This window comes from Brevibacillus sp. 7WMA2 (assembly GCF_010748895.1).
GTDB classification, from domain to species: Bacteria; Bacillota; Bacilli; order Brevibacillales; family Brevibacillaceae; genus Brevibacillus_B; species Brevibacillus_B halotolerans.
On the sequence record NZ_CP048799.1, the window covers coordinates 3,371,427 to 3,392,500 of the forward strand.

Genomic DNA, 21,074 nt, shown 5'->3' on the forward strand with positions numbered 1-21,074 from the left:
CCCTCCTACTGTTGTACTCCGTTGACTAAGCCCATGTAGCCTTCAACAGTTAGGCTCGCTCCGCCAACTAGTGCTCCATCAATGTCGGACTCACCCATATAGCTTGCCACATTTTCAGGTTTCACGCTACCACCGTATTGAATGCGTACTTGAGCTGCTGTGTTAGCATCAAATGCACCAGCAATTACACTGCGGATGAAAGCGATCGTTTTATTAGCATTTTCAGCCGTAGAAGATTTACCTGTACCGATTGCCCAAATTGGCTCATAAGCAATTACAGTTTCTTTTACTTGCTCAGCAGTTAGACCGCTAAGAGCAGCTTCTGTTTGCGTACGAACCACGTTTTCAGTGGTATTAGCCTCGTACTCTTCTAGGGACTCCCCTACGCAAACAATTGGCTTCATACCATGAGCAAGGATTGCTTTTGCTTTTTTGTTCACCGTTTCGTCTGTTTCGTTGAAGTATTGGCGACGCTCGGAATGTCCGATAATCACGTATTCAACACCTAGCTCTTTTAACATTAGCGGGCTGATTTCACCGGTAAATGCGCCTGTTTCTTCAAAATGTACGTTTTGAGCACCTAATTTATAAGGAGTACCTTTGAATTGCTCAGCCAATGCTGGCAAGTTTGTGAAAGGTGCGCAGATTACTTTTTCAATTTGAGGAGCTTGATCCTCTTTTGGTAATTGAGAGGCAAACGTAGTTGCTTCCGCGATTGTTTTGAACATCTTCCAGTTCCCAGCAATAATTGGTGTTCTCATTACTTCCACTCCTCACCTTTTACAAAAGATAGCATTTTACTTGTCTTGCAATGCGGTTACGCCTGGTAGCTCTTTACCTTCCATGAACTCAAGGGAAGCTCCACCACCAGTAGAAATGTGGGTCATTTTATCTGCTACACCTGCTTTTTCTACAGCCGCTACAGAATCACCACCACCGATGATTGTTGTGCCCTGGCATTCTTCCATTGCGTTAGCAACAGCAATCGTACCACTTGCAAAAGCATCCATTTCGAATACACCCATAGGTCCGTTCCAGACTACTGTTTTAGAAGGAACAATTGCATCACGGTAGTTAGCCACGGTCTTTGGTCCGATATCGAGGGCCATCCACCCTTCTGGAATCGCGTCAATGCTTACCACTTGCGTATTGGCATCTGCTGCAAATTTATCAGCAACCACTACGTCCACTGGCATAAGCAGATTCACATTGCGCACTTTTGCTTGCTCCATCAACGTGCGAGCAAGATCCAGCTTATCTTCTTCACAAAGGGAAGCTCCAACATTGTAACCTTGTGCTTTGATGAAAGTGTTAGCCATACCGCCACCGATGATCAAAGTGTCTACTTTGCCCAACAGATTTTCAATTACGCCGATTTTGTCTTTTACTTTCGCTCCACCCACAATTGCTGTGAAAGGACGCTCAGGCTTGGACAAAGCACCACCCATGAATTGAATCTCTTTTTCCATCAACAAGCCAGCTACTGCTGGAATGTGCTGAGCGATACCCGCAGTCGTTGCATGTGCACGATGAGCTGTACCAAATGCATCGTTTACAAACAGGTCAGCAAGGCTTGCAAAGCTTTTTGCTAGCTCAGGATCGTTCTTTTCTTCCCCTTTATGGAAACGAACATTTTCAAGAAGGATTACGTCGCCTTCCTTCATCGCTTGAACAGCAGACTCAACCTCTGCGCCAATTGAATCGTTCAGTTTTTTTACGGGTTTGCCAAGAAGAGAAGCTAGATGTTCGCCTACCGCAGTAAGACGCATTTCTTCCACTACTTCACCTTTTGGACGGCCGAAATGGCTAGCCAAAATGACTTTAGCATGGTTATCGATTAAATATTGAATAGTTGGAACAGCAGCACGAATACGCGTGTCGTCTGTAATTACGCCATCTTGCATTGGGACGTTAAAATCTACTCGACAAAACACACGTTTACCTGCTAATTCTATATCGCGAATGGACTTTTTGTTCACGGAAGGTACCCCCCTCAGACTTGTTACCTGACTAAATACTTGCTTAATCTAGCTTATACATAGTGGAAAAGGGAGAGAAGCTCTCCCTTTTCACATTACATGAAAGTTTGTATGGCTTACAGACCTTTTTCAGCAATGTATTTGCAAAGATCTACTACACGGTTGGAGTAACCAGACTCGTTATCATACCAAGAAACTACTTTAACCATGTTGCCTTCCATTACCATTGTAGATAGAGCATCAATGGAAGAAGAATCAGGGTTACCATTATAGTCGCAAGAAACTAGTGGCTCTTCAGAGTATCCCATGATACCTTTCAATGCGCCTTCGGAAGCTTCTTTAAGAGCTGCGTTTACTTCTTCAACTGTTGTAGAAGTTTTTGTTTCAACAACTAGGTCAACTACAGACACGTTTGGAGTTGGTACACGCATTGCAAAACCGTTTAGTTTACCTTTCAACTCAGGCAATACCAAAGATACGGCTTTCGCTGCACCAGTAGAAGTTGGGATAATGTTCTCAGCCGCTGCACGAGCACGACGAAGGTCTTTGTGTGGCAGGTCAAGAATTTGTTGGTCATTTGTGTAAGAGTGAACAGTAGTCATCAGACCTTTTACGATTCCGAATTTGTCGTTCAATACTTTTGCAAATGGTGCCAAGCAGTTTGTTGTGCAAGAAGCGTTAGAGATTACAGTGTGAGCTGCTGGATCATATTGTTCGTGGTTAACACCCATAACGATTGTGATATCTTCGTTTGTAGCAGGTGCGGAGATAACTACTTTCTTAGCTCCACCCTCAAGGTGTTTCGCAGCATCTTCACGTTTTGTGAAACGACCAGTAGATTCAACTACGATTTCAACACCTAGCTCGCCCCATGGCAATTTAGCAGGTTCGCGCTCAGCTAGAACTTTTACTTCTTTGCCATTAACAATTAGGCTGTTTCCTTTTACTTCAACAGTAGCATTCAATTTGCCATGTACAGTGTCATATTTCAAAAGATGCGCTAATGTTACTGCATCTGTCAAGTCATTTACTGCAACAATTTCAACTGCTGGGTTGTTTAGAGCTGCACGGAATACGTTACGTCCAATTCGTCCAAAACCGTTAATTCCTACTTTTACCATGTAGATAACCTCCTAAGTTCCACTCTTAGAATAATTTTTTAGAGAATCTATATCGAACCAGTTCATAGCTTACTATGACCAGACGATTACAAAACCATGTTACGAATAAAAAGCCTTTGTTTTTAGTATGTCAAACTTTATCCAACCAATTCCATGTCTACAAATCTTTTTACCCTAGTCCTTTACTTGTCAAACGTGTGATCTGTTTATAACTCTCCACACTATTTGTTTGCAAGGCAGGCTTCACTAGAGCTGATACAAAATCAAATTCCAATGATTAGTGTATCCACACACAATTACAAAACATACCAAGGCTGCAACTGTTATTTTAGATTGTAGCAGAGGACTGACGATGCTCTTCCAAAATGGCTCGAGCCGCACCTTCATCGGTAATTAAAACAGTTTGGCATGCTTGTTTGGCAAAAGCCATGATTGCTTTTGCTTTGCTACTGCCTCCACCTAAGGATAAAACTACATCAGCTCGCTTCACGTCTTCTAGGGACAAGCCAATAGTCGGCATTTTATAGATAGTTTCTCCTGCCGCATTAAAGTAATATCCAAATGCTTCACCAACAGCCCCAAGCTCTCGTAGTACTTCAAGCTCTTCTTCTGTGTACTTACGTCGCATAGCCATGGCCATTCCATCACCAATTCCATGTATAACCACCCTAGTTTTGTGAAGCAGTTGCATAACCTCGGCAATCTGTGCTTCTCCCAATAAGGATTGAACTACATCAGGGCTTAAACGATCAGGCACATGCAATAGATGATAGGTTCCACCTGACTTTGCAGCAAGAGAAGAAGCAATCGTATTAGCCTGCATTTCTACCTTTTCCCCAAGTCCACCACGCGCTGGCACAAATTGTACATCACGAAAATGCGAGGAAGGAGTAACATGCTCAGCTACCGATACAATCGTGGACCCACCTGTAACAGCAACCACGTCACCTTCTTGAACTACTCGTTTTAATATCCGGGCTCCTACTCGTCCCAATTCCTTTTTACCCCATTCCGATACGTCCACGTCACCAGCAACCACAATTACTTTAGGAATATGTAAGATGTGTTGTAATTGTAGAGCAAGGTCGTTAAAGCCGAACAGTTCATCTGCCATAGAATCCATCTCTTTTAAAAGCTGGATTCCCTCTTCCGTACAGCTCATACCAATCGGGCTGACGTGAATTAAGCCCATATCTTTGAGGAGCTCTACTTCTGACCTGAGGATGCGCTCAGTCGTTTGTAAATTCTGTGCTAACGCCCTGCGACCGACAGGCTGCAAATGACGAATCGACTGCATAAGATCGTATCGTTTACGCAATACTTGTACGAGGTCGGGAACAAGCTTGTTTTGGATATTTAATAAAGTACGCATTCCACACTCATCCTTTTCCAGTCTCAACGGGACTCCAAACGTCCCACATCATACAAATTATGTCCCGCAGCTTTCAAAAAAATAAGCAGAATGCTTACTCTTAATGTAGCATACACTCTGCTAGCTGACAAGAAGCCAAAAGAGAAATCTTAATTTATTCACATTTACCCATTTTTTCTTGCAAATATAGGCGTAATTCCTCCTCGGTAACAACCGAGTCTACAGATACAAAAGCTTCTAGCCCGTTAATCTCAACTACAGGAATCGTAAACATGTACTTTTCCTCTAATCGCATATCTAAAGTAATGTCGACAACTTTATACGTGATCGGAAATTCCTCAGCTAATCGTCTGATATGTTCCTCAACATCATCACACAAGTGACAGCCGGGCCTACCATATAAAATCATTTCAATACGATCTGATTGTAATCCTTTGCTTTCTTCGCTAGCCATGGTAACGGGTTGGCTCCTTTATCTTCTCTTATTTTACATTCTTTTTATCATTACAAAAAGCGTTTTCGTTTAGCAGACGATGAGATCAGCATTTCCTCTCGATACTTAGCCACGGTACGCCGGGAGATTTCAATCCCTTCTTTCTCCAGCAATTCCGCTAGCTTTTGATCCGAATATGGTTTATTCCGATCTTCTTTGTCAATGAAAGCTTTAATTCGTTTCTTCACGCTTTCTGAAGATGCCGCTTCTCCACTTGCTGTGGACAGGGCCGAAGTAAAGAAGTACTTTAATTCGAAAACACCGCGGGGAGTTTGTACATATTTATTACTGGTAGCTCGACTGATTGTAGATTCATGCAATTGAACTCGCTCTGCAATATCTTTTTGCGTCATCGGTTTTAAATAATGAATCCCTTTCTCAAAAAAGTCATTCTGCAAGTCAACAATCGCCTGTGTTACACGCAACAGGGTCATTCTTCTTTGCTCTAGACTTTTTGCAAGCCACACCGCTGCATTTAGTTTTTCATGAACAAATTGCCGAGCCTCATCCTTCTCGGTTTTCTCTTTTAGCATTCGTTCATAAAAGGGATTGATAGACAATCGCGGTAACGAAGAATCGTTGACAATGACAATATACTCTCCCATTACCTTTTCAACTGTAACATCAGGCACAATGTAGCGTATATCTGCGCTGCTATAAGCCACTCCAGGTCTCGGATTCAGCGTACGAACCAAATCAGCAATCCGTTGTACATCCCCTACGCTTATATGAAGCTGTTCAGCAATTTTTCCAAAACGATTATTTGCCAGATCAACTAGATGATGCTTAATGACTTCTACGATATGTTCGTCATCCTGTCCCTCATGCTCTAGTTGTAACAGCAAGCATTCTTCTAGCGAACGCGCAGCTACACCAGCCGGGTCTAAATGCTGAATCACTCGAAGAACATCCTCTACCTCCTCCAAATCAACTCCTAACCGCTCCTTAATGTCAGTGACAGGCACTTCTAGATAACCTCGCTCATCGAGATTTCCTATAATATATTGGGCAATCTGACGTTGTACTGGCGTCAATCTTTTTACATAACCGAGTTGTTCTTCTAAATGAGAAAATAAGGTGGTTCGTGTATCACTCACATAATCTAGAGGATTGTAGGCGCTTTCATCTCTGTTGACTGAAAAATCATTATGCCCCGGATTATTCAATAATTCCTTCCAATCAAAATCCAAGCTCTTTTCCCGTTTATCTACAGGCAACGGTTCTTGGGCAACCGCAATTTCCTGAAGATCAATCACTGGATTTTCGATCGCTTGTTCCTGCAAATAATTCATCAGATCAATGGCCGAAAACTGCAATATCGTAATAGCTTGACGCAATTCAGGCGTCATCACTAACTTTAACGTCTGTTCTTGATACAAACCTAAGCCCATATTCATATTGCATTCCTCCTCCCGTCAGAAACCATCAAGCTGTCGATAGCTCCAACAACTTCTTTCCACCCTTCCTTACTCTCTTCCTCTATTATAGCGTTCATGCAATTTTCCTGCCAAGACGTATCTTGTATTGGCACACTTATCATACAGTATATCAAGATTGGCTCGGCAAAGACTCTTCTTTGTTGCTCTTTTTAATCATACAGTAAAAAAGTTGTCCTATGCTCCATTTTCGTATATAATAAACTTTGTTGTCTGAAACATATGCGCCCGTAGCTCAGTGGATAGAGCAGCGGTCTCCGGAACCGCGTGCGTAGGTTCGATTCCTATCGGGCGTACCATATTAGGTAAACCTCGAAGCCTCCGTTTATTACGGAGGTTTTTATGTGTGTAAAAATGAAGCTGCATCTAATTTTAGCTGATTCTTCAAAAATGATATCCATTACATAATTCCTTTGCTATAATATTATCAGATTATTCTAAAAGTTGGTGATATTTATGCGGAAGGTACTATTTTGTGTAGGGTGGTTAACAATGTCATGGATGTTTCTTTATGTAGTAATGCTTCTGCGATAAACACTAACCTTGTCCAAGCAACAAATGCCTTTAGATGACTAGGTATTTCTGAAAGCGCAATCATCTTGTAACTAATTACTACTAAGCAAGTGGTTCTTTCTACTCAGTTTTGCTTTCTTTATCAGCTTTCTTTGGCCTCTGTAGTGCTTGAGAATGAGATGACACTCCAGTAATCCTATGATGAAATGAAATATCTCACATGATACGAGGTTTTACAGGGCGAAATACTAAATTTCTACCTATTATTTATGATCGTTAGATACAATTTCCTATTACCCACGACTTTTGCAGATTTTGTCATCATTTGTCATACTGTGATTAACAAAAATAAAGATAAGTGGGGCTTATTTACGTATGGGTAAGTTAAATGTAAAATCGTTAGCAATTGGCATTGGAATCGGGGCTCTATTATCCTCCTCTATCGCCTATGCCGCTTCAGAAATGGCTGTCAAACCAGATATGGAAAAGCCTATTACTTTTTACTTCGATGGTGTACCTAAATCACCACCTGTTCAAACACAAGGATTTCTTTACAAAAATACAGCATATGTCCCTGTTCGTTTTGCAGCAGAAAACCTTGGCAAACCGATCGTATACGATGGGAAATCGCTCTCTGTCTACATCGGTAAACTCCCGACAAGCAAAACCTATTCTAAGTATCAAGCTGTAGAATTGGTACGCCAGAAATATGGGAAAGAGGTACCGGAGAATTTCACGATTGCCTACGATCACGATGATGAACGCGGAAATTATGTTATCCAGATTTATCAAGAGGTGGTAAATAACTTCCAGAGCGGAGATCGTTATATTAACACCTACGGCTGGTATATCGTAAACCCTAATACCGGTGATATTAAGTCTTTGTTTTAACGTAATAGCAATTATTATGTGATCTTTTCTATCTAACAAAATTTCTCGTCTTATAAAAGGAAAACACACCTGCATGCGGTGTGTTTTTTCTTTTACTCATCTATATCGTCTATTTTGTTTTTGTAAGAATATCCTTTATTTATGGCCCAAATCGAACATCCAACTATGATACCGACAATGACAACAACAGCAATAATCATGGAACTCAATTTCCATCACCCCCGTTTGTTTGGTGTACAGTCCCCCTTACATTGTACAGAACATTCAAAAACAAACCAAGGGAGTAAAGCTTCCTCTGCACAATGCATAATTATTTACGTATAATAACCCGTCTGCCTCCGTATGATCTAGTGCTGTTGTTACATAATAACCATAAAACAATTCCACGAACAAATGTTTTGTGCACAACCTGTTGATAACTTTGTGGATAAATACTAGGGAGGCCTATCAATATGGAAGAACAATTATTTCTCATTTATCAGGAATCAAATGAAGATGAATGCCTTCTAACAATCCAGCCCTATTTAACTTCAGAGGAATTAGCGGAGGCAATTAGTCGCTTAGAACATCGAGACATTACAGACTACACCATTATTAAAGGAAAAAAAATGAAGGCAAAAATGAGGGTCATGATTGACCTAACAGAAGATACTGGAAAAGATTTGAAGGAAGAAGACCCCCATAAGTCGAATGAAGAAAAGGATTTAGAGTAACGAAATTTTTAAGATGAAACTTACGTACTAGTACTAGAAAGGAGGACCGAATGTGGAAGAGCAATCACGCGAAGATCTTTATGCGCTAAATCGAAAAGCCCTAGAATATATCCTGAAATTTTTAAAAGGGGATGCTGATTCTTTTCCTCTACTTGTTGAGCTTTTTGATCAGCGCGTGCAGCGCATCGTCCTCAAAATGGTCTATTCCTATCATGATTCCCAGGACGTATGCAATGATATTTGGCTAAAAGTAGCCCAAAACCTAAATAAATTTGATCAATCCTATCCTTTCCATTCTTGGCTATACCGCTTATCCTCAAATACCTGCATCGATTTCCTTAGAAAAAAGAAGGAAATTACCATGAAGGACGACCAATTGTATCATCAAGTAAATAAACAACAAAAATCCGTTGAAACACCGGAAACCTTATTTATGAAAAAGGAATTTTACTCCCATATTCAAGAACTGTTATATCACTTGGAGGAAGTAGATCGATTAATTGTTACTCTTCGTTTTGTGGATGAGCTAAGCTATGAAGAAATTGGCGCCATTGTAGGAATGAGCAAAAATACGGTTGGTACCCGTCTATTCCGTTCCCGGAAATTTTTAAAAGAGTTGCTGAGCCATAAATCAATAGAAAGGAGTGTATACAATGCAACATCCGGATGAGTTTACTTTCATGATGTATGCAGACGGTGAATTAATCCAAGAGGAACATCAACAAGTGGCCAGCCATTTGCAAAGCTGCTCCGAGTGTCAAAAACTATACGCTACTTTTCTTGAAGAGCAGGCAGAGCTTGTAAAAGCCATTCATTTAACAACACCAACGCTTCCACCTATCCACTTGGAAAAAAACGTTTGCGATCAAATCAATCTAATTGCAACCTTTAATCAAAACCGTCACCACCTATTTGTTCATCGTCTACGCTTTGTTTTTGGAGCATCCCTTGGTTTCTTTCTTGTCATGCTCTTAGCTGGAATCAACTGGCTAAATGACTGGAATAGTGCAATTAATTCTTTATTTCAGTGGCAATCGATCTGGAGCTCTATGTTCTGGTTAAAAGAAAAAGCAACAATGATTTTACTGATGTTTAAGAATTTTTACCTCATTGGCTTTATCTCTTCTATTTTGTTTGTTCTAGCCATCCTATTATATTCTATTCGCCTGTCCAGCAAAATGAACGCGAATAACTGGAGAACTAGATAATGAGTAAGAGAATATTCTTCCTCTCTTTCTTGCTTGTTTTTTGTTTTATCTTGGCTAGTTCTGCTTATGCTATCAATCTCCATAATGGAGAGCTATATCAAGTAAAGTCTAATGAGGTACATCACGGGGATGTTATAACAAACGCCAGTAAAGTAGTGATTGATGGAACAATAGATGGGGACTTATATGCTTTTGCAGAAACGATCGATATAAAAGGGACTGTCACAGGAGATGTAATCTCATTTGCTTATCTTACAAACGTATCAGGGACAGTAGGCGGTAACATACGCTCCTATTCTCAAGCACTCACTGTCTCAGGTACTGTCCAGAAGAACATATCGGCAGGTGCTGATGAGCTTCGTGTCAATCAATCTGGGAACGTGAACGGCAGTATTTTAGGTTTTGTCAATGAAATGAACATAGAAGGACGTGTTGGGAAAGAGACAAATGGGTTCTACACTCAAGCCACGATTTCAGGTTTATTAGGGGAAGGTACATCCCTATTCCAAGTAGAATCTCTTCATCTTAAGCCTACAGCTACAATTCAAGGTGATCTAATTTATACATCATTTGAGCCTGCTCAAATTGATGCTGGAGCCAATATCAAGGGACAGCACAAGCATACTATTATTGAACCTAGACCTTCCTACGGCTCCTTTATGTTAATGATGTCTGTCTCTTCATGCTTAAGTACATTGATTTTTTGGCTACTTATCCGTTATTTCTTTGCTGGTTCTCTATACAATGTGAGCCAACACTTGCACACTCGCCATCCTTTTAAACAATTTGGGGTCGGCTTGCTTATTTTTATCATGGCTCCATTGCTTAGTATTGTGATGTTACTTACTGTTGTTGGTATTCCTGTAGGTTTCATTATTGCAATCGCATACACCCTGCTCCTTATTTTAGGGAAAGTGTATGTTGGCACTTGGTTGGGACAAAGGTTAATAAGCTTTTTTCAGTGGAAAATCTCACCTTTATTTGCTGAATTTATTGGTGTATTCCTATTAGTACTTATCATCCAAATCCCTTTATTAGGATTTTTACTCGGAATGTTGGTCAATATATATTTCTTCGGCGCGATTACAAGCTGTGTGCGTGCCAGTAACAAAAGAACCGCTCTGTAATTTTTTAGACAAGGTTTAAAATATACATTTTTTGGGTTAAATAATGGAGTAGAGTTCTGATTTTGTTTGACCTTTATTGACCAATTGTGTATGATTATTGTAAGAAAAGGGAGGAGGAACGTGAATGAATATGAATCTAATTCCAACTGTAATTGAACAAACAAATCGTGGAGAACGCGCTTACGATATCTATTCCCGTTTATTAAAAGATCGTATTATCTTTTTGGGAACACCTATTAATGATCAGGTAGCTAATAGTGTTGTAGCTCAGCTCTTATTCCTACAGGCAGAAGATCCTGACAAAGACATCAGCATCTACATAAACAGCCCTGGTGGATCAATTACAGCCGGTATGGCTATCTATGACACGATGCAATATATTAAACCAGATGTATCAACGATCTGTGTTGGATTAGCTGCATCTATGGGATCGTTCCTGCTGTGTGCCGGAGCAAAAGGAAAGCGTTATGCTTTGCCTAATAGCGAAATCATGATTCACCAACCTCTAGGTGGCGCTCAAGGTCAAGCGAGTGACATTGAAATTGCCGCAAAACGTATCATTAAAATGCGTGAACATCTAAACGGCATCTATGCTGAACGTACGGGTCAACCATACGAACGGATTGCTAAAGATACAGATCGCGACAACTTCCTGTCCGCTCAAGCTGCAAAGGAATACGGCTTGATCGACGAGGTTATCACTAGAAAATAAGGTAAGATACACATAAAGAGGGCGACCCTAGGTTGCCCTCTTTTACATATTCGTTACCATTTATCAATAGGGAATAAAGAAATTACAGTTCGTTGCCGCGTAATTCTTTATTTGTTGTATACTCTCCATCCATGGAATCAACGGTAGTCTCTTCAATCAAGCCGTTATATGCAGCCACCGTACCGCCTCCCAGCCCTTCATTGACCATACGATCTATATCCATAAAGTTCTTATCTCTACCTTCTAGACAGCAATCTGGCAATCCCTTAGCTTTATTGGACATACGCTTCCCTCCTGGCTCAGATATTCCTAATTAGGATTTCACCATAAGCAGCAGGACATACAAGCAAAAACCAGCAATATCTGCTGGTTTAGCGTTTACATTTTATTCGTCTTTATTAATGAGACCAGCCAGTGTATCGACCGCCATTTGGGCATCATCCCCACTAGCCAAGATGGTAATCTCTGTTCCCGAGCTGATCGCCAAACTCATAATTCCCATAATGCTTTTGGCATTCACCTTTTTATTGTCTTTTTCTACGTAAATTTCAGAACGGTATCGATTTGCTTCTTGAACAAAGAATGCCGCTGGGCGGGCTTGTAACCCTGTTTTAAGTTTAACCATAACCCGTTGCTGTACCATCTTGGACCTCCCCGCTTGGAATTTTCCTTTATTTGTATTATAACATGTCCCTACGTAGAAAGACTCAGTTTTTCTCGCAGGTTATCTGCAATCTCATTTATTTTACGCAAGCGATGGTTAATTCCAGACTTACTCACGACTCCACTCGGAATCATCTCGCCTAATTCCTTCAAATTAATGTCAGGGTTTTGTAAGCGAAGCTCTGCTACCTCTCGTAAGCGAATAGGTAAATTCTCAAGACCGATTTCTTTTTCGATCAGTTGAATATTCTCCATTTGTTTCGTAGCGGCATTTACCGTCTTGTTGATATTGGCAATCTCACAGTTATGCAAACGATTAACTGAATTCCGCATGTCCTTCACAATACGCACGTCTTCAAAATACAGCAAGGCCTGATGTGCACCAATTACACTTAAAAAGTCGGTTATTTTTTCGCCTTCCTTTATGTACATAACAAAACCTTTTTTGCGTTCAATACATTTGGCATTCAATTCATAGCGATTCGCTAAAACAGTCAACGCTTCACAAAAATCCTGGTACGCCGAAAAAATTTCTAAATGGTAGCTAGAAGCCTCTGGATGGTTTACAGAACCTCCTGCAAGGAATGCACCTCGAAGAAATGCGCGCACGCAACATTCATTCGCCACGAGATCAGGTGAAATGCCAGGATAAAACGTTAAATTCTTATCCATAATCCGTAAATCTTCTAGGATCTCATAAGCCCGAAGTGGTATTCGCACAATATACACGTTGTTTTTTTTCAGACGCATTTTTTTACGTACTAATAATTCGGCATGAATCTGAAAAATTTGCTTAACCAACGTATAAATTCTTCGTGCAATCGCCGCATTCTCTGTAGAGATATCCAATATAAATTTTCCTGTTCCTAATTGAATGGTTCCATTCATGCGAATCAGTGCAGCAAGTTCTGCTCGATTACAGCAAGTCGAAGCTTCAATCATTGTTAACTCTTTTTTCGTGTGTGCGGCGAATGACATGTCACATCACTTCCTTTCTTGTTGCGATATAATCTGGCGAAGGATAGCCACGATCTCCTGACTTACTCGTTTCGCATCATGTCGCAAGTATAATTCCCCATAGGTAATCATAGGTTCAGCTACAATCGTCACGCCTAGCTCCTTCAGCTTATCCATATCACATAAGACTGGATACGCGCCCTTTTCCGCGTATTTAGCCAAATAATCCTCAGGTACCTGTTCAGTGTTTACTACAATCGTATCTAAAAATTCAACCCCAACATGATCATATAATGCTTTAACATGATCATAAGCTGTAAAATTATCGGTTTCACCCGGTTGAGTCATTACATTACAAATATATACTTTTGGTGCCGTTGATTCCAATATTGTCTCAAAAACACCGTTAACTAATAAATTAGGCAGGATACTTGTATATAAGCTTCCTGGGCCCAAAATGATTGCATCTGCCTCTTTGATAGCATCTAAGGCTTCGATCAAAGGGCGAGCATCTACTGGGTCCAAAAAAACACGCTTGATTTTCTTTCCAGACAACGGGATTTGCGACTCTCCTGAGACGATGGTTCCGTCTTCTAATTCGGCTTTTAACAGGATAGATTGTGTAGACGATGGCAACACATCCCCGCGTACCGCTAAAACCCTGCTGAGTGCCTTCACGGCCGTGACAAAGTCACCCGTGATATCATTCATCGCGGCAAGCAACAGATTTCCTAAATTATGGCCTGCCAAGCCTGTACCCGTGTTGAATCGATATTGCATGAGCTGCTTCATTAGTGGTTCTGCGTCAGCAAGTGCTGTTAATACGTTACGAATATCTCCCGGAGGTAGCATATCCATCTCTTCACGAAGACGTCCTGAGCTACCTCCATCATCAGCAACTGTAACAACAGCCGTGATATGAACGGCCTCTTCCTTCAAACCGCGTAACAGGACAGACAAACCTGTCCCTCCCCCTACTACAACAACTTTCAACATTTCCTCTCTTTGTTGCATGTTCATGCCTCTCCCTAATGCCATAGGTCACCTCGATTCCCTTTGTTGAGAGTTCTTTGGTGCTAAAATCCCACTTATTCTTTATTTTATCATCTTATGTTATTTATTCTTTTCGATGTCACGATGTGTAACACGAACCTGATAATCTTTACGGAACGTTTCTCCAATGTGCTCTGCAATAGCCACAGACCGATGCTTTCCACCCGTGCATCCGATACCAACTACAAGCTGACTTTTGCCTTCGCGTTGATAATGAGGGATGGTAAAATTCAAGAAATCAATCAACCGAGTTAGGAATTCTTGCGTATCAGTCCACTTCATGACGTAATTAGCTACCTCGCTATCACAGCCTGTTTTTGGACGTAAATCATCTACATAATGCGGATTTGGTAAAAAACGTACATCAAAAACTAAATCTGCATCAATTGGAATTCCATATTTAAAACCAAATGACTGAACATTAAGGGTCCATTCAGAGCTTTGCTGAGAATACTGGTTTATGATTTTATCACGAAGCTGCATAGGCTTCATTTGACTTGTATCAATGATCTGATTGGCTCTTCCTTTTAAATCCTGAAGCAGTCTTCGCTCTGCCATAATCCCCTCTAAAGGCGTACCTGTCGGGGAAAGAGGATGCCGTCTTCTCGTTTCCTTATAGCGACGAACTAAATTCTGATCGTTCGCATCCAGGAATAGAATTTGAAAGTGAATTCCTTCTCTTTCTGATAATCCATCAATAGCATCAAAAAGACTGTCAAAGAATTCACGGCCACGTAAATCAATTACAAGAGCAACCCGTTCGATCCCGCGTCCCGATTGGATAATAAGCTCCGCAAATTTAGGAATAAGGATTGGTGGCAAATTATCTACACAGAAAAAACCTAGATCCTCTAGACTTTGCACAGCTGTGGTTTTCCCCGCTCCTGACATGCCTGTAATAATGAGTAAGTTTACCGCTTTCTGTTTACTATCTTCACCCATTTTCTCGCCTCCATCCTCCTCTAAGGATACCATATGACACAGCTCCCAGTAAGAGTTTCCTTATTATTCTTGCAAAAAGTTCCAAATATTTCCGCCCAAAAAAAAGACGTGGTCTATCCGCAGACCACGCAAATCAAGGTTATATAGAAAAAGGGGGCAATTCACATTCATTAAAGTAACTGTCTTTATTGTACCCGCCTAATATTTCAGGAGTGTTACAAGCGTTTTACGATATTGTAACATCTTGTTCTTTTAGTCGCTCTTCTAGCTCTTCTACGTAGATTTGAGCGTTTTGTGCGGCAATGGAACCATCTCCAGTAGCCGTTACAACTTGACGCAGCAATTTATCACGTACGTCACCAGCAGCAAAGACTCCTTCTACCTTTGTACGCATTAATTCATCAGTTGGAATGTAGCCACTCTCATTCGTGACACCCAAACTCTTAACAGCTTCAGTCAATGGGTCCATTCCTACATAAATAAATACGCCATTTGTTGGGTACTCGGTTTGCTCACCGGTTTTCACGTTTTCCAATAAAACACCTGTTACTACATTATCACCGCGAATTTCTTTCACAACAGTGTCCCAGATAACATGGATTTTATCATTTTCGAAAGCTCGCTTCTGGATAATTTTTTGAGCACGGAATTCATCGCGACGATGTACGATTGTTACTTTTGTTGCAAAACGAGTTAGGAAGATAGCCTCCTCAACAGCCGAGTCTCCTCCACCCACTACAACAAGCTCCTTGTTTCGGAAAAATGCTCCATCACAAACAGCACAATAAGAAACTCCTCGACCGGACAATTCCTTTTCACCCGGTGCACCCAGTAGACGATGCTCTGCTCCTGTAGCCACGATAATAGATTTAGCTTTGTATTCCTTATCTCCTACTACCACGGTTTTGTATGGATTACCATCACGGATTTCTTTGATGTCACCATATTGATATTCTGCTCCGAACTTCTGCGCATGCTCAAACATTTTATTAGACAAATCAGGTCCTAAAATGCTAGTGAACCCTGGAAAGTTCTCGATATCCTCCGTATTTGCCATTTGTCCACCTGGAATACCGCGCTCCAGCATTAAAGTAGACATATTCGCTCGAGATGTATAGACAGCTGCCGTCATTCCGGCTGGTCCCGCCCCTGCAATAATTACGTCGTAGATTTTTTGATCGCTCATAAAGTAACTCCTCCTTGGTGGGAATTAGCCTCTTTTCTATCATCAATATATAACCAATTTCTTAGTACATGGTAACGTTATAAGATAACAGATTATACTTATTATAAAATAAGAATTCTTTTTAATCAATATAAGACAAAGCCCGTAAACATTTTGTCAAAGTTGACTTCGAAACACCGTATTGTTCAGCAATGCTATTTTGCGAAATTTTATGAGTACCTTTCGATCTTTCATATAAATAGTCTAACGCAGCCGCCCATGCTTCCAGCTTACGAACTTGAATTTGTTCTTTTTGACTAATGTAATACTTCCACTGGCGAATCATCCACTCACGCTTCTCATGATTGGCTGGCGAGGACATTTGCTCAGTAATAATAAACTCCACTTCATCCGTAATGGATTGTTTATCTGTCGATGTACTCAAATCTAAAGACGATTCTTCAGATTGGTCTCTTTGATGTAGTGTGGTGATATTTTCTTCTGACCATTCATTAGAAGCAGACGTGACCTCCTTCAGTGTAGGTCCCCCACTATTTTCAGGTTCCATTCTTGTTTGTAGCTCTTCAAGAGCTGCTAGCGCTATTTCTTTTAGTTCTTCATTATTTGTGATGTCTATATAATACTCTAATGTGGAAATTGCTTCGGAATCACCGATCATAGCTAAAGTGCGGATAACCGTCTCTTTGGATTCTTCTTTGCCATGTTGCAAAGCCCATAGCATAGAAGCCCTTACCATTGGATTATATTTAAAATCCTGTGCGGTAATAGGAGCTTGGTTCATTTCTATTTCTCTTTGCGGATGATGATAGTGATAAGGAATATTTTCCTTAGGCATTCCATGCAAGGCGCTTTTTGCTTTCTCTAGATAGTATTGGGCAATGCCTGCGTCAGGATCCATCTGTTGCACTTTTTTCCACCATTTCATTGCCAGATGGTAGCGTTCTGATAAATATGCCGAGGTAGCCGCATAGTGGTAGGTAGACACGTCATGTAGTACAGGCTGTCTCAAAATTTTTTGATAGAGCCTACAGGCATCATCATGCTGACCTAAAACCCCCATTGTTGTGGCCAGTTTGTACATATGGTCGTAATGAAAAGGCTGGATTTTTTTCAGACGAGTGATAATGGGAACTAGTTCAGCCCATTTATTGTGATGGGAAAGCAATACCGCCATATTGCAAATGGCATGCAGATTACCCGGATCTTTTTCCAAAGCTAGTTCAATTGTATCCATAGCCTTATTAAAATCACCAATATAATAATAAGCTAGAGCTAAGTTATTCCATGCGGGCATAAAATCAGGATACTCTTTAACTAAGCTGTTTAAACAATCAACAGCCTGCATAAATTTCCCTTCTTCTAGCTTTTTACGAGCCTTTTCATGCTGTATGACTACTGTCTCGTCTTCTTGTGGTTCAAGTGGATTGCGCGGCGGTAAATCAAGTTCAAAGTAAATATAATGGAGTAACTCTTGAGCTTCCTCCGCATAAATTCCATCAGCTTCACAAGTTAGATACTTAACAGCCATATCAGCCGCCATTTCAAAATCATCCATATTCGCGTAATTATTTGCTAGGAAAAAATAGACATCAACCAGGGACGAATCAATTTTTTCTATAATGGAATATAGGATGTCGTTTGAATCTTCAAATTTACCCATTTCTGCTAGCACACTAGCTTTATTGCAATAATGTACTGCATTTGCGGGTTCAATTTCTAACGCTCGTTCAAAGCATTGTAAGGCCTTAGCGAAATTATTTCGTTGAAGAGAACGCATTCCCCAGTTGGCAAAAAAATTGGCGTCCTGCTGAAAGCTAGTAATTACGCCACGTCTCTCTTGCTCATTTTTGTTCATAATTCCTCCTTGTTATCCAGGAGCTCAGAGTAGCTATTCATAATCTCAACATATCGTATCAAATCGTAGCCCGTGTCTCAACCTGGAAAACACTTAAAGCATCATTTTATTAGAATGTTTTATTCTATCAATCTCTATGTTTGATATCTAAAAAACCCAACGATTGCAGAGCCTGCTATCAGCGCAAATAGCCTTGTATACATCAACAAACACCACCTGCATAGCAAGTGGTGTCATACGGTTCAATTATAAAAATGGAGCGGACGACGGGTCTCGAACCCGCGACCTTCGCCTTGGCAAGGCGACGCTCTACCAATTGAGCTACGTCCGCGAATAAATGGTGCGGGTGGAGGGACTTGAACCCCCACGGTCGCCCGCCAGAACCTAAATCTGGTGCGTCTGCCAATTCCGCCACACCCGCGTGGCAATGGTGAGCCATGAAGGACTCGAACCTTCGACCCTCTGATTAAAAGTCAGATGCTCTACCAACTGAGCTAATGGCTCCCATTAAAATGGTGGCTCGGGACGGAATCGAACCGCCGACACGAGGATTTTCAGTCCTCTGCTCTACCGACTGAGCTACCGAGCCATATCAAGTTTTAGTAAAAACATGGCGGAGCTGACGGGACTCGAACCCGCGACCTCCGGTGTGACAGACCGGCGTGAACTCCAACTTCACCACAGCTCCATGTTTATAAATTTGTTCTCTGAAAACTAGATAATGAAAGTCAGCATAAAGGCAATGTGGATAAGTCCTCGACCGATTAGTATTCGTCAGCTCCATGCATTACTGCACTTCCACACCGAACCTATCAACCTCATCGTCTATAAGGGGTCTTACTAGCTTGCGCTATGGGAAGTCTCATCTTGAAGGGGGCTTCACGCTTAGATGCTTTCAGCGCTTATCCCGTCCGCACATAGCTACCCAGCTGTGCCACTGGCGTGACAACTGGTGCACCAGAGGTGCGTCCATCCCGGTCCTCTCGTACTAAGGACAGCTCTCCTCAAACTTCCTACGCCCGCGACAGATAGGGACCGAACTGTCTCACGACGTTCTGAACCCAGCTCGCGTACCGCTTTAATGGGCGAACAGCCCAACCCTTGGGACCTACTTCAGCCCCAGGATGCGATGAGCCGACATCGAGGTGCCAAACCTCCCCGTCGATGTGGACTCTTGGGGGAGATAAGCCTGTTATCCCCAGGGTAGCTTTTATCCGTTGAGCGATGGCCCTTCCATGCGGAACCACCGGATCACTAAGCCCGACTTTCGTCCCTGCTCGACTTGTAGGTCTCGCAGTCAAGCTCCCTTGTGCCTTTACACTCTACGAATGATTTCCGACCATTCTGAGGGAACCTTTGGGCGCCTCCGTTACTCTTTAGGAGGCGACCGCCCCAGTCAAACTGCCCACCTGGCATGGTCCTTCCACCCGATAAGGGCGGCAAGTTAGAAACTCCGTACATCAAGGGTGGTATCCCAACGACAGCTCCACGAAGGCTGGCGCCCTCGCTTCACAGCTTCCCACCTATTCTGTACATGATGCACAAAGTTTCAATACCAGGCTACAGTAAAGCTCCATGGGGTCTTTCCGTCTTGTCGCGGGTAACCTGCATCTTCACAGGTATTATGATTTCACCGGGTCTCTTGCCGAGACAGCGCCCAAGTCGTTACGCCTTTCGTGCGGGTCGGAACTTACCCGACAAGGAATTTCGCTACCTTAGGACCGTTATAGTTACGGCCGCCGTTTACTGGGGCTTCGGTTCAAAGCTTCGCTTGCGCTAACTCATCCCCTTAACCTTCCAGCACCGGGCAGGCGTCAGCCCCTATACTTCGCCTTGCGGCTTCGCAGAGACCTGTGTTTTTGCTAAACAGTCGCTTGGGCCTTTTCACTGCGGCCTCCTCGGGCTATAAACCCTACCGAGGCGCCCCTTCTCCCGAAGTTACGGGGCCATTTTGCCGAGTTCCTTAGCAAGAGTTATCCCGCGCACCTTAGGATTCTCTCCTCGCCTACCTGTGTCGGTTTGCGGTACGGGCACCTTGTTCCTCGCTAGACGCTTTTCTTGGCAGTGTGAAATCAGGGACTTCGGTACTTATATTTCCCTCGCCATCACAGCTTGTGCTTATTGGTATGCGGATTTGCCTACACACCACACTTACTGCTTAGACGGCCATCCAATAGGCCGCTCACCCTATCCTCCTGCGTCACGCCATTGCTCAAGCGGAACAGAGGTGGTACTGGAATATCAACCAGTTGTCCATCGCCTACGCCTTTCGGCCTCAGCTTAGGTCCCGACTAACCCTGGGAGGACGAGCCTTCCCCAGGAAACCTTAGGCTTTCGGTGGACAAGATTCTCACTTGTCTTTTCGCTACTTACACCGGCATTCTCACTTCCAAGCGCTCCACCGCTCCTCACGATACGGCTTCACTGCTGCTTGGAACGCTCCCCTACCCAGTCCATAAGGACTGCCATAGCTTCGGCGGTATGTTTAGCCCCGTTACATTTTCCGCGCAGAGTCACTCGACCAGTGAGCTATTACGCACTCTTTAAATGGTGGCTGCTTCTAAGCCAACATCCTGGTTGTCTGGGCAACTCCACATCGTTTCCCACTTAACATACACTTGGGGGCCTTAGCTGATGGTCTGGGCTGTTTCCCTTTTGACGATGGATCTTAGCACTCACCGTCTGACTCCCGGACATAAGTACTTGGCATTCGGAGTTTGACTGAATTCGGTAACCCGATGAGGGCCCCTAGTCCAATCAGTGCTCTACCTCCAAGACTCTTTATTCCGAGGCTAGCCCTAAAGCTATTTCGGGGAGAACCAGCTATCTCCGAGTTCGATTGGAATTTCACCG

20 protein-coding genes, 6 tRNA genes and 1 rRNA gene (1 of these 27 only partly in view) are annotated in these 21,074 nt (G+C 42.3%); 7 read left to right on the top strand and 20 right to left on the bottom strand.

The features are described 5' to 3' along the window. Positions 1-5: 5 nt before the first annotated feature. From tpiA to rpoN, 6 genes are all read right to left on the bottom strand, one after another. Positions 6-761 carry a triose-phosphate isomerase gene (gene tpiA, locus GOP56_RS14070; protein ID WP_003334394.1) on the bottom strand — a complete coding sequence of 252 codons (756 nt, stop codon included), beginning with the start codon at positions 759-761 and terminating at the stop codon, positions 6-8. 36 nt (positions 762-797) lie between these two features. Beyond that, positions 798-1,979 carry a phosphoglycerate kinase gene (pgk, locus tag GOP56_RS14075; RefSeq protein WP_096887119.1) on the bottom strand — a complete coding sequence of 394 codons (1,182 nt, stop codon included), beginning with the start codon at positions 1,977-1,979 and terminating at the stop codon, positions 798-800. 116 nt (positions 1,980-2,095) lie between these two features. Beyond that, positions 2,096-3,100: a type I glyceraldehyde-3-phosphate dehydrogenase gene (gap, locus tag GOP56_RS14080; protein ID WP_003341177.1), complete on the bottom strand. Its 1,005-nt coding sequence runs from the start codon at positions 3,098-3,100 to the stop codon at positions 2,096-2,098. Between the two features lie 328 nt (positions 3,101-3,428). Then, positions 3,429-4,472: a sugar-binding transcriptional regulator gene (locus tag GOP56_RS14085; RefSeq protein WP_068792509.1), complete on the bottom strand. Its 1,044-nt coding sequence runs from the start codon at positions 4,470-4,472 to the stop codon at positions 3,429-3,431. Between the two features lie 154 nt (positions 4,473-4,626). After that, the gene (locus GOP56_RS14090; RefSeq protein WP_003341180.1) at positions 4,627-4,926 is read right to left on the bottom strand and encodes a glutaredoxin family protein; all 300 of its coding nucleotides are present in this window, start codon (positions 4,924-4,926) and stop codon (positions 4,627-4,629) included. Positions 4,927-4,976: 50 nt separating this feature from the next. After that, positions 4,977-6,362, bottom strand: coding sequence for an RNA polymerase factor sigma-54 (gene rpoN / locus GOP56_RS14095; protein ID WP_003334388.1), 1,386 nt, complete (start codon positions 6,360-6,362; stop codon positions 4,977-4,979). 263 nt (positions 6,363-6,625) lie between these two features. On the opposite strand from rpoN, the gene GOP56_RS14100 reads away from it, so the two are divergent. Continuing rightward, a tRNA-Arg gene (locus GOP56_RS14100) sits at positions 6,626-6,700 on the top strand. 589 nt (positions 6,701-7,289) lie between these two features. Next, entirely contained in the window at positions 7,290-7,805 is a 516-nt protein-coding gene (locus tag GOP56_RS14105) for a stalk domain-containing protein (RefSeq protein WP_003341187.1), read from the top strand. 92 nt (positions 7,806-7,897) lie between these two features. Here the strand turns inward: GOP56_RS14105 and ytzI are convergent, their stop codons facing one another. After that, on the bottom strand, positions 7,898-8,005 hold the full coding sequence (gene ytzI, locus GOP56_RS24405; RefSeq protein ID WP_241494848.1) for a YtzI protein: 108 nt from the start codon (positions 8,003-8,005) through the stop codon (positions 7,898-7,900). A 252-nt stretch (positions 8,006-8,257) separates the two neighbouring features. Between ytzI and GOP56_RS14115 the strand changes: the two genes are divergently transcribed. From GOP56_RS14115 to clpP, 5 genes are all read left to right on the top strand, one after another. Further along, entirely contained in the window at positions 8,258-8,518 is a 261-nt protein-coding gene (locus GOP56_RS14115) for a hypothetical protein (protein WP_003341189.1), read from the top strand. A 52-nt stretch (positions 8,519-8,570) separates the two neighbouring features. Next, positions 8,571-9,188: an RNA polymerase sigma factor gene (locus GOP56_RS14120; protein WP_003334380.1), complete on the top strand. Its 618-nt coding sequence runs from the start codon at positions 8,571-8,573 to the stop codon at positions 9,186-9,188. Beyond that, positions 9,172-9,726: an anti-sigma factor family protein gene (locus GOP56_RS14125; RefSeq protein WP_163245899.1), complete on the top strand. Its 555-nt coding sequence runs from the start codon at positions 9,172-9,174 to the stop codon at positions 9,724-9,726. The genes GOP56_RS14120 and GOP56_RS14125 overlap by 17 nt, the downstream gene beginning before the upstream one ends. After that, a complete protein-coding gene (locus tag GOP56_RS14130) occupies positions 9,726-10,853 on the top strand; it encodes a DUF8173 domain-containing protein (protein WP_068792489.1) in 1,128 nt (375 codons plus the stop codon). The genes GOP56_RS14125 and GOP56_RS14130 overlap by 1 nt, the downstream gene beginning before the upstream one ends. A 130-nt stretch (positions 10,854-10,983) precedes the next feature. Further along, complete coding sequence (clpP, locus tag GOP56_RS14135) at positions 10,984-11,565, top strand: ATP-dependent Clp endopeptidase proteolytic subunit ClpP (RefSeq protein ID WP_003341195.1); 582 nt, start codon at positions 10,984-10,986, stop codon at positions 11,563-11,565. 82 nt (positions 11,566-11,647) lie between these two features. On the opposite strand, the gene GOP56_RS14140 is transcribed toward clpP, so the two are convergent. The 13 genes from GOP56_RS14140 to GOP56_RS14200 all read right to left on the bottom strand — a co-directional run. Further along, positions 11,648-11,848 carry a hypothetical protein gene (locus GOP56_RS14140; protein ID WP_003334376.1) on the bottom strand — a complete coding sequence of 67 codons (201 nt, stop codon included), beginning with the start codon at positions 11,846-11,848 and terminating at the stop codon, positions 11,648-11,650. Between the two features lie 102 nt (positions 11,849-11,950). Further along, positions 11,951-12,208, bottom strand: coding sequence for an HPr family phosphocarrier protein (locus GOP56_RS14145; protein ID WP_003334375.1), 258 nt, complete (start codon positions 12,206-12,208; stop codon positions 11,951-11,953). Positions 12,209-12,258: 50 nt separating this feature from the next. Next, positions 12,259-13,206 (bottom strand): DNA-binding protein WhiA, encoded by a 948-nt coding sequence (gene whiA / locus GOP56_RS14150; RefSeq protein ID WP_003334373.1) that lies wholly within the window; start codon positions 13,204-13,206, stop codon positions 12,259-12,261. A 6-nt stretch (positions 13,207-13,212) separates the two neighbouring features. Next, on the bottom strand, positions 13,213-14,205 hold the full coding sequence (yvcK, locus tag GOP56_RS14155) for a gluconeogenesis factor YvcK family protein (RefSeq protein ID WP_035318498.1): 993 nt from the start codon (positions 14,203-14,205) through the stop codon (positions 13,213-13,215). A gap of 93 nt (positions 14,206-14,298) precedes the next feature. Then, positions 14,299-15,213, bottom strand: a complete 915-nt coding sequence (gene rapZ / locus GOP56_RS14160; protein ID WP_003334371.1) for an RNase adapter RapZ — start codon at positions 15,211-15,213, stop codon at positions 14,299-14,301. A 193-nt stretch (positions 15,214-15,406) separates the two neighbouring features. Further along, on the bottom strand, positions 15,407-16,366 hold the full coding sequence (gene trxB, locus GOP56_RS14165) for a thioredoxin-disulfide reductase (RefSeq protein ID WP_163245900.1): 960 nt from the start codon (positions 16,364-16,366) through the stop codon (positions 15,407-15,409). Positions 16,367-16,487: 121 nt separating this feature from the next. Beyond that, positions 16,488-18,221: a HEAT repeat domain-containing protein gene (locus tag GOP56_RS14170; RefSeq protein WP_163245901.1), complete on the bottom strand. Its 1,734-nt coding sequence runs from the start codon at positions 18,219-18,221 to the stop codon at positions 16,488-16,490. Positions 18,222-18,476: 255 nt separating this feature from the next. Next, positions 18,477-18,552, bottom strand: a tRNA-Gly gene (locus GOP56_RS14175). A gap of 7 nt (positions 18,553-18,559) precedes the next feature. Then, positions 18,560-18,642: transfer RNA gene (locus GOP56_RS14180), tRNA-Leu, on the bottom strand. Positions 18,643-18,649: 7 nt separating this feature from the next. Next, positions 18,650-18,725 (bottom strand) — tRNA-Lys (locus GOP56_RS14185). A 9-nt stretch (positions 18,726-18,734) separates the two neighbouring features. Beyond that, positions 18,735-18,810 (bottom strand) — tRNA-Phe (locus tag GOP56_RS14190). A gap of 22 nt (positions 18,811-18,832) precedes the next feature. Continuing rightward, positions 18,833-18,909: transfer RNA gene (locus GOP56_RS14195), tRNA-Asp, on the bottom strand. Between the two features lie 56 nt (positions 18,910-18,965). Continuing rightward, positions 18,966-21,074: ribosomal RNA gene (locus tag GOP56_RS14200) — 23S ribosomal RNA — on the bottom strand; it runs 821 nt beyond the window's last position.

What these genes read in the sequence shown, in the direction of transcription:
- tpiA (WP_003334394.1), bottom strand. Translation starts at nt 761, where the DNA reads ATGAGAACACCAATTATTGCTGGGAACTGGAAGATGTTCAAAACAATC.
- gap (WP_003341177.1), bottom strand. Translation starts at nt 3,100, where the DNA reads ATGGTAAAAGTAGGAATTAACGGTTTTGGACGAATTGGACGTAACGTA.
- GOP56_RS14085 (WP_068792509.1), bottom strand. Translation starts at nt 4,472, where the DNA reads ATGCGTACTTTATTAAATATCCAAAACAAGCTTGTTCCCGACCTCGTA.
- GOP56_RS14090 (WP_003341180.1), bottom strand. Translation starts at nt 4,926, where the DNA reads ATGGCTAGCGAAGAAAGCAAAGGATTACAATCAGATCGTATTGAAATG.
- rpoN (WP_003334388.1), bottom strand. Translation starts at nt 6,362, where the DNA reads ATGAATATGGGCTTAGGTTTGTATCAAGAACAGACGTTAAAGTTAGTG.
- GOP56_RS14105 (WP_003341187.1), top strand. Translation starts at nt 7,290, where the DNA reads ATGGGTAAGTTAAATGTAAAATCGTTAGCAATTGGCATTGGAATCGGG.
- ytzI (WP_241494848.1), bottom strand. Translation starts at nt 8,005, where the DNA reads ATGATTATTGCTGTTGTTGTCATTGTCGGTATCATAGTTGGATGTTCG.
- GOP56_RS14115 (WP_003341189.1), top strand. Translation starts at nt 8,258, where the DNA reads ATGGAAGAACAATTATTTCTCATTTATCAGGAATCAAATGAAGATGAA.
- GOP56_RS14125 (WP_163245899.1), top strand. Translation starts at nt 9,172, where the DNA reads ATGCAACATCCGGATGAGTTTACTTTCATGATGTATGCAGACGGTGAA.
- GOP56_RS14130 (WP_068792489.1), top strand. Translation starts at nt 9,726, where the DNA reads ATGAGTAAGAGAATATTCTTCCTCTCTTTCTTGCTTGTTTTTTGTTTT.
- clpP (WP_003341195.1), top strand. Translation starts at nt 10,984, where the DNA reads ATGAATCTAATTCCAACTGTAATTGAACAAACAAATCGTGGAGAACGC.
- GOP56_RS14140 (WP_003334376.1), bottom strand. Translation starts at nt 11,848, where the DNA reads ATGTCCAATAAAGCTAAGGGATTGCCAGATTGCTGTCTAGAAGGTAGA.
- GOP56_RS14145 (WP_003334375.1), bottom strand. Translation starts at nt 12,208, where the DNA reads ATGGTACAGCAACGGGTTATGGTTAAACTTAAAACAGGGTTACAAGCC.
- whiA (WP_003334373.1), bottom strand. Translation starts at nt 13,206, where the DNA reads ATGTCATTCGCCGCACACACGAAAAAAGAGTTAACAATGATTGAAGCT.
- yvcK (WP_035318498.1), bottom strand. Translation starts at nt 14,205, where the DNA reads ATGAACATGCAACAAAGAGAGGAAATGTTGAAAGTTGTTGTAGTAGGG.
- rapZ (WP_003334371.1), bottom strand. Translation starts at nt 15,213, where the DNA reads ATGGTATCCTTAGAGGAGGATGGAGGCGAGAAAATGGGTGAAGATAGT.
- trxB (WP_163245900.1), bottom strand. Translation starts at nt 16,366, where the DNA reads ATGAGCGATCAAAAAATCTACGACGTAATTATTGCAGGGGCGGGACCA.
- GOP56_RS14170 (WP_163245901.1), bottom strand. Translation starts at nt 18,221, where the DNA reads ATGAACAAAAATGAGCAAGAGAGACGTGGCGTAATTACTAGCTTTCAG.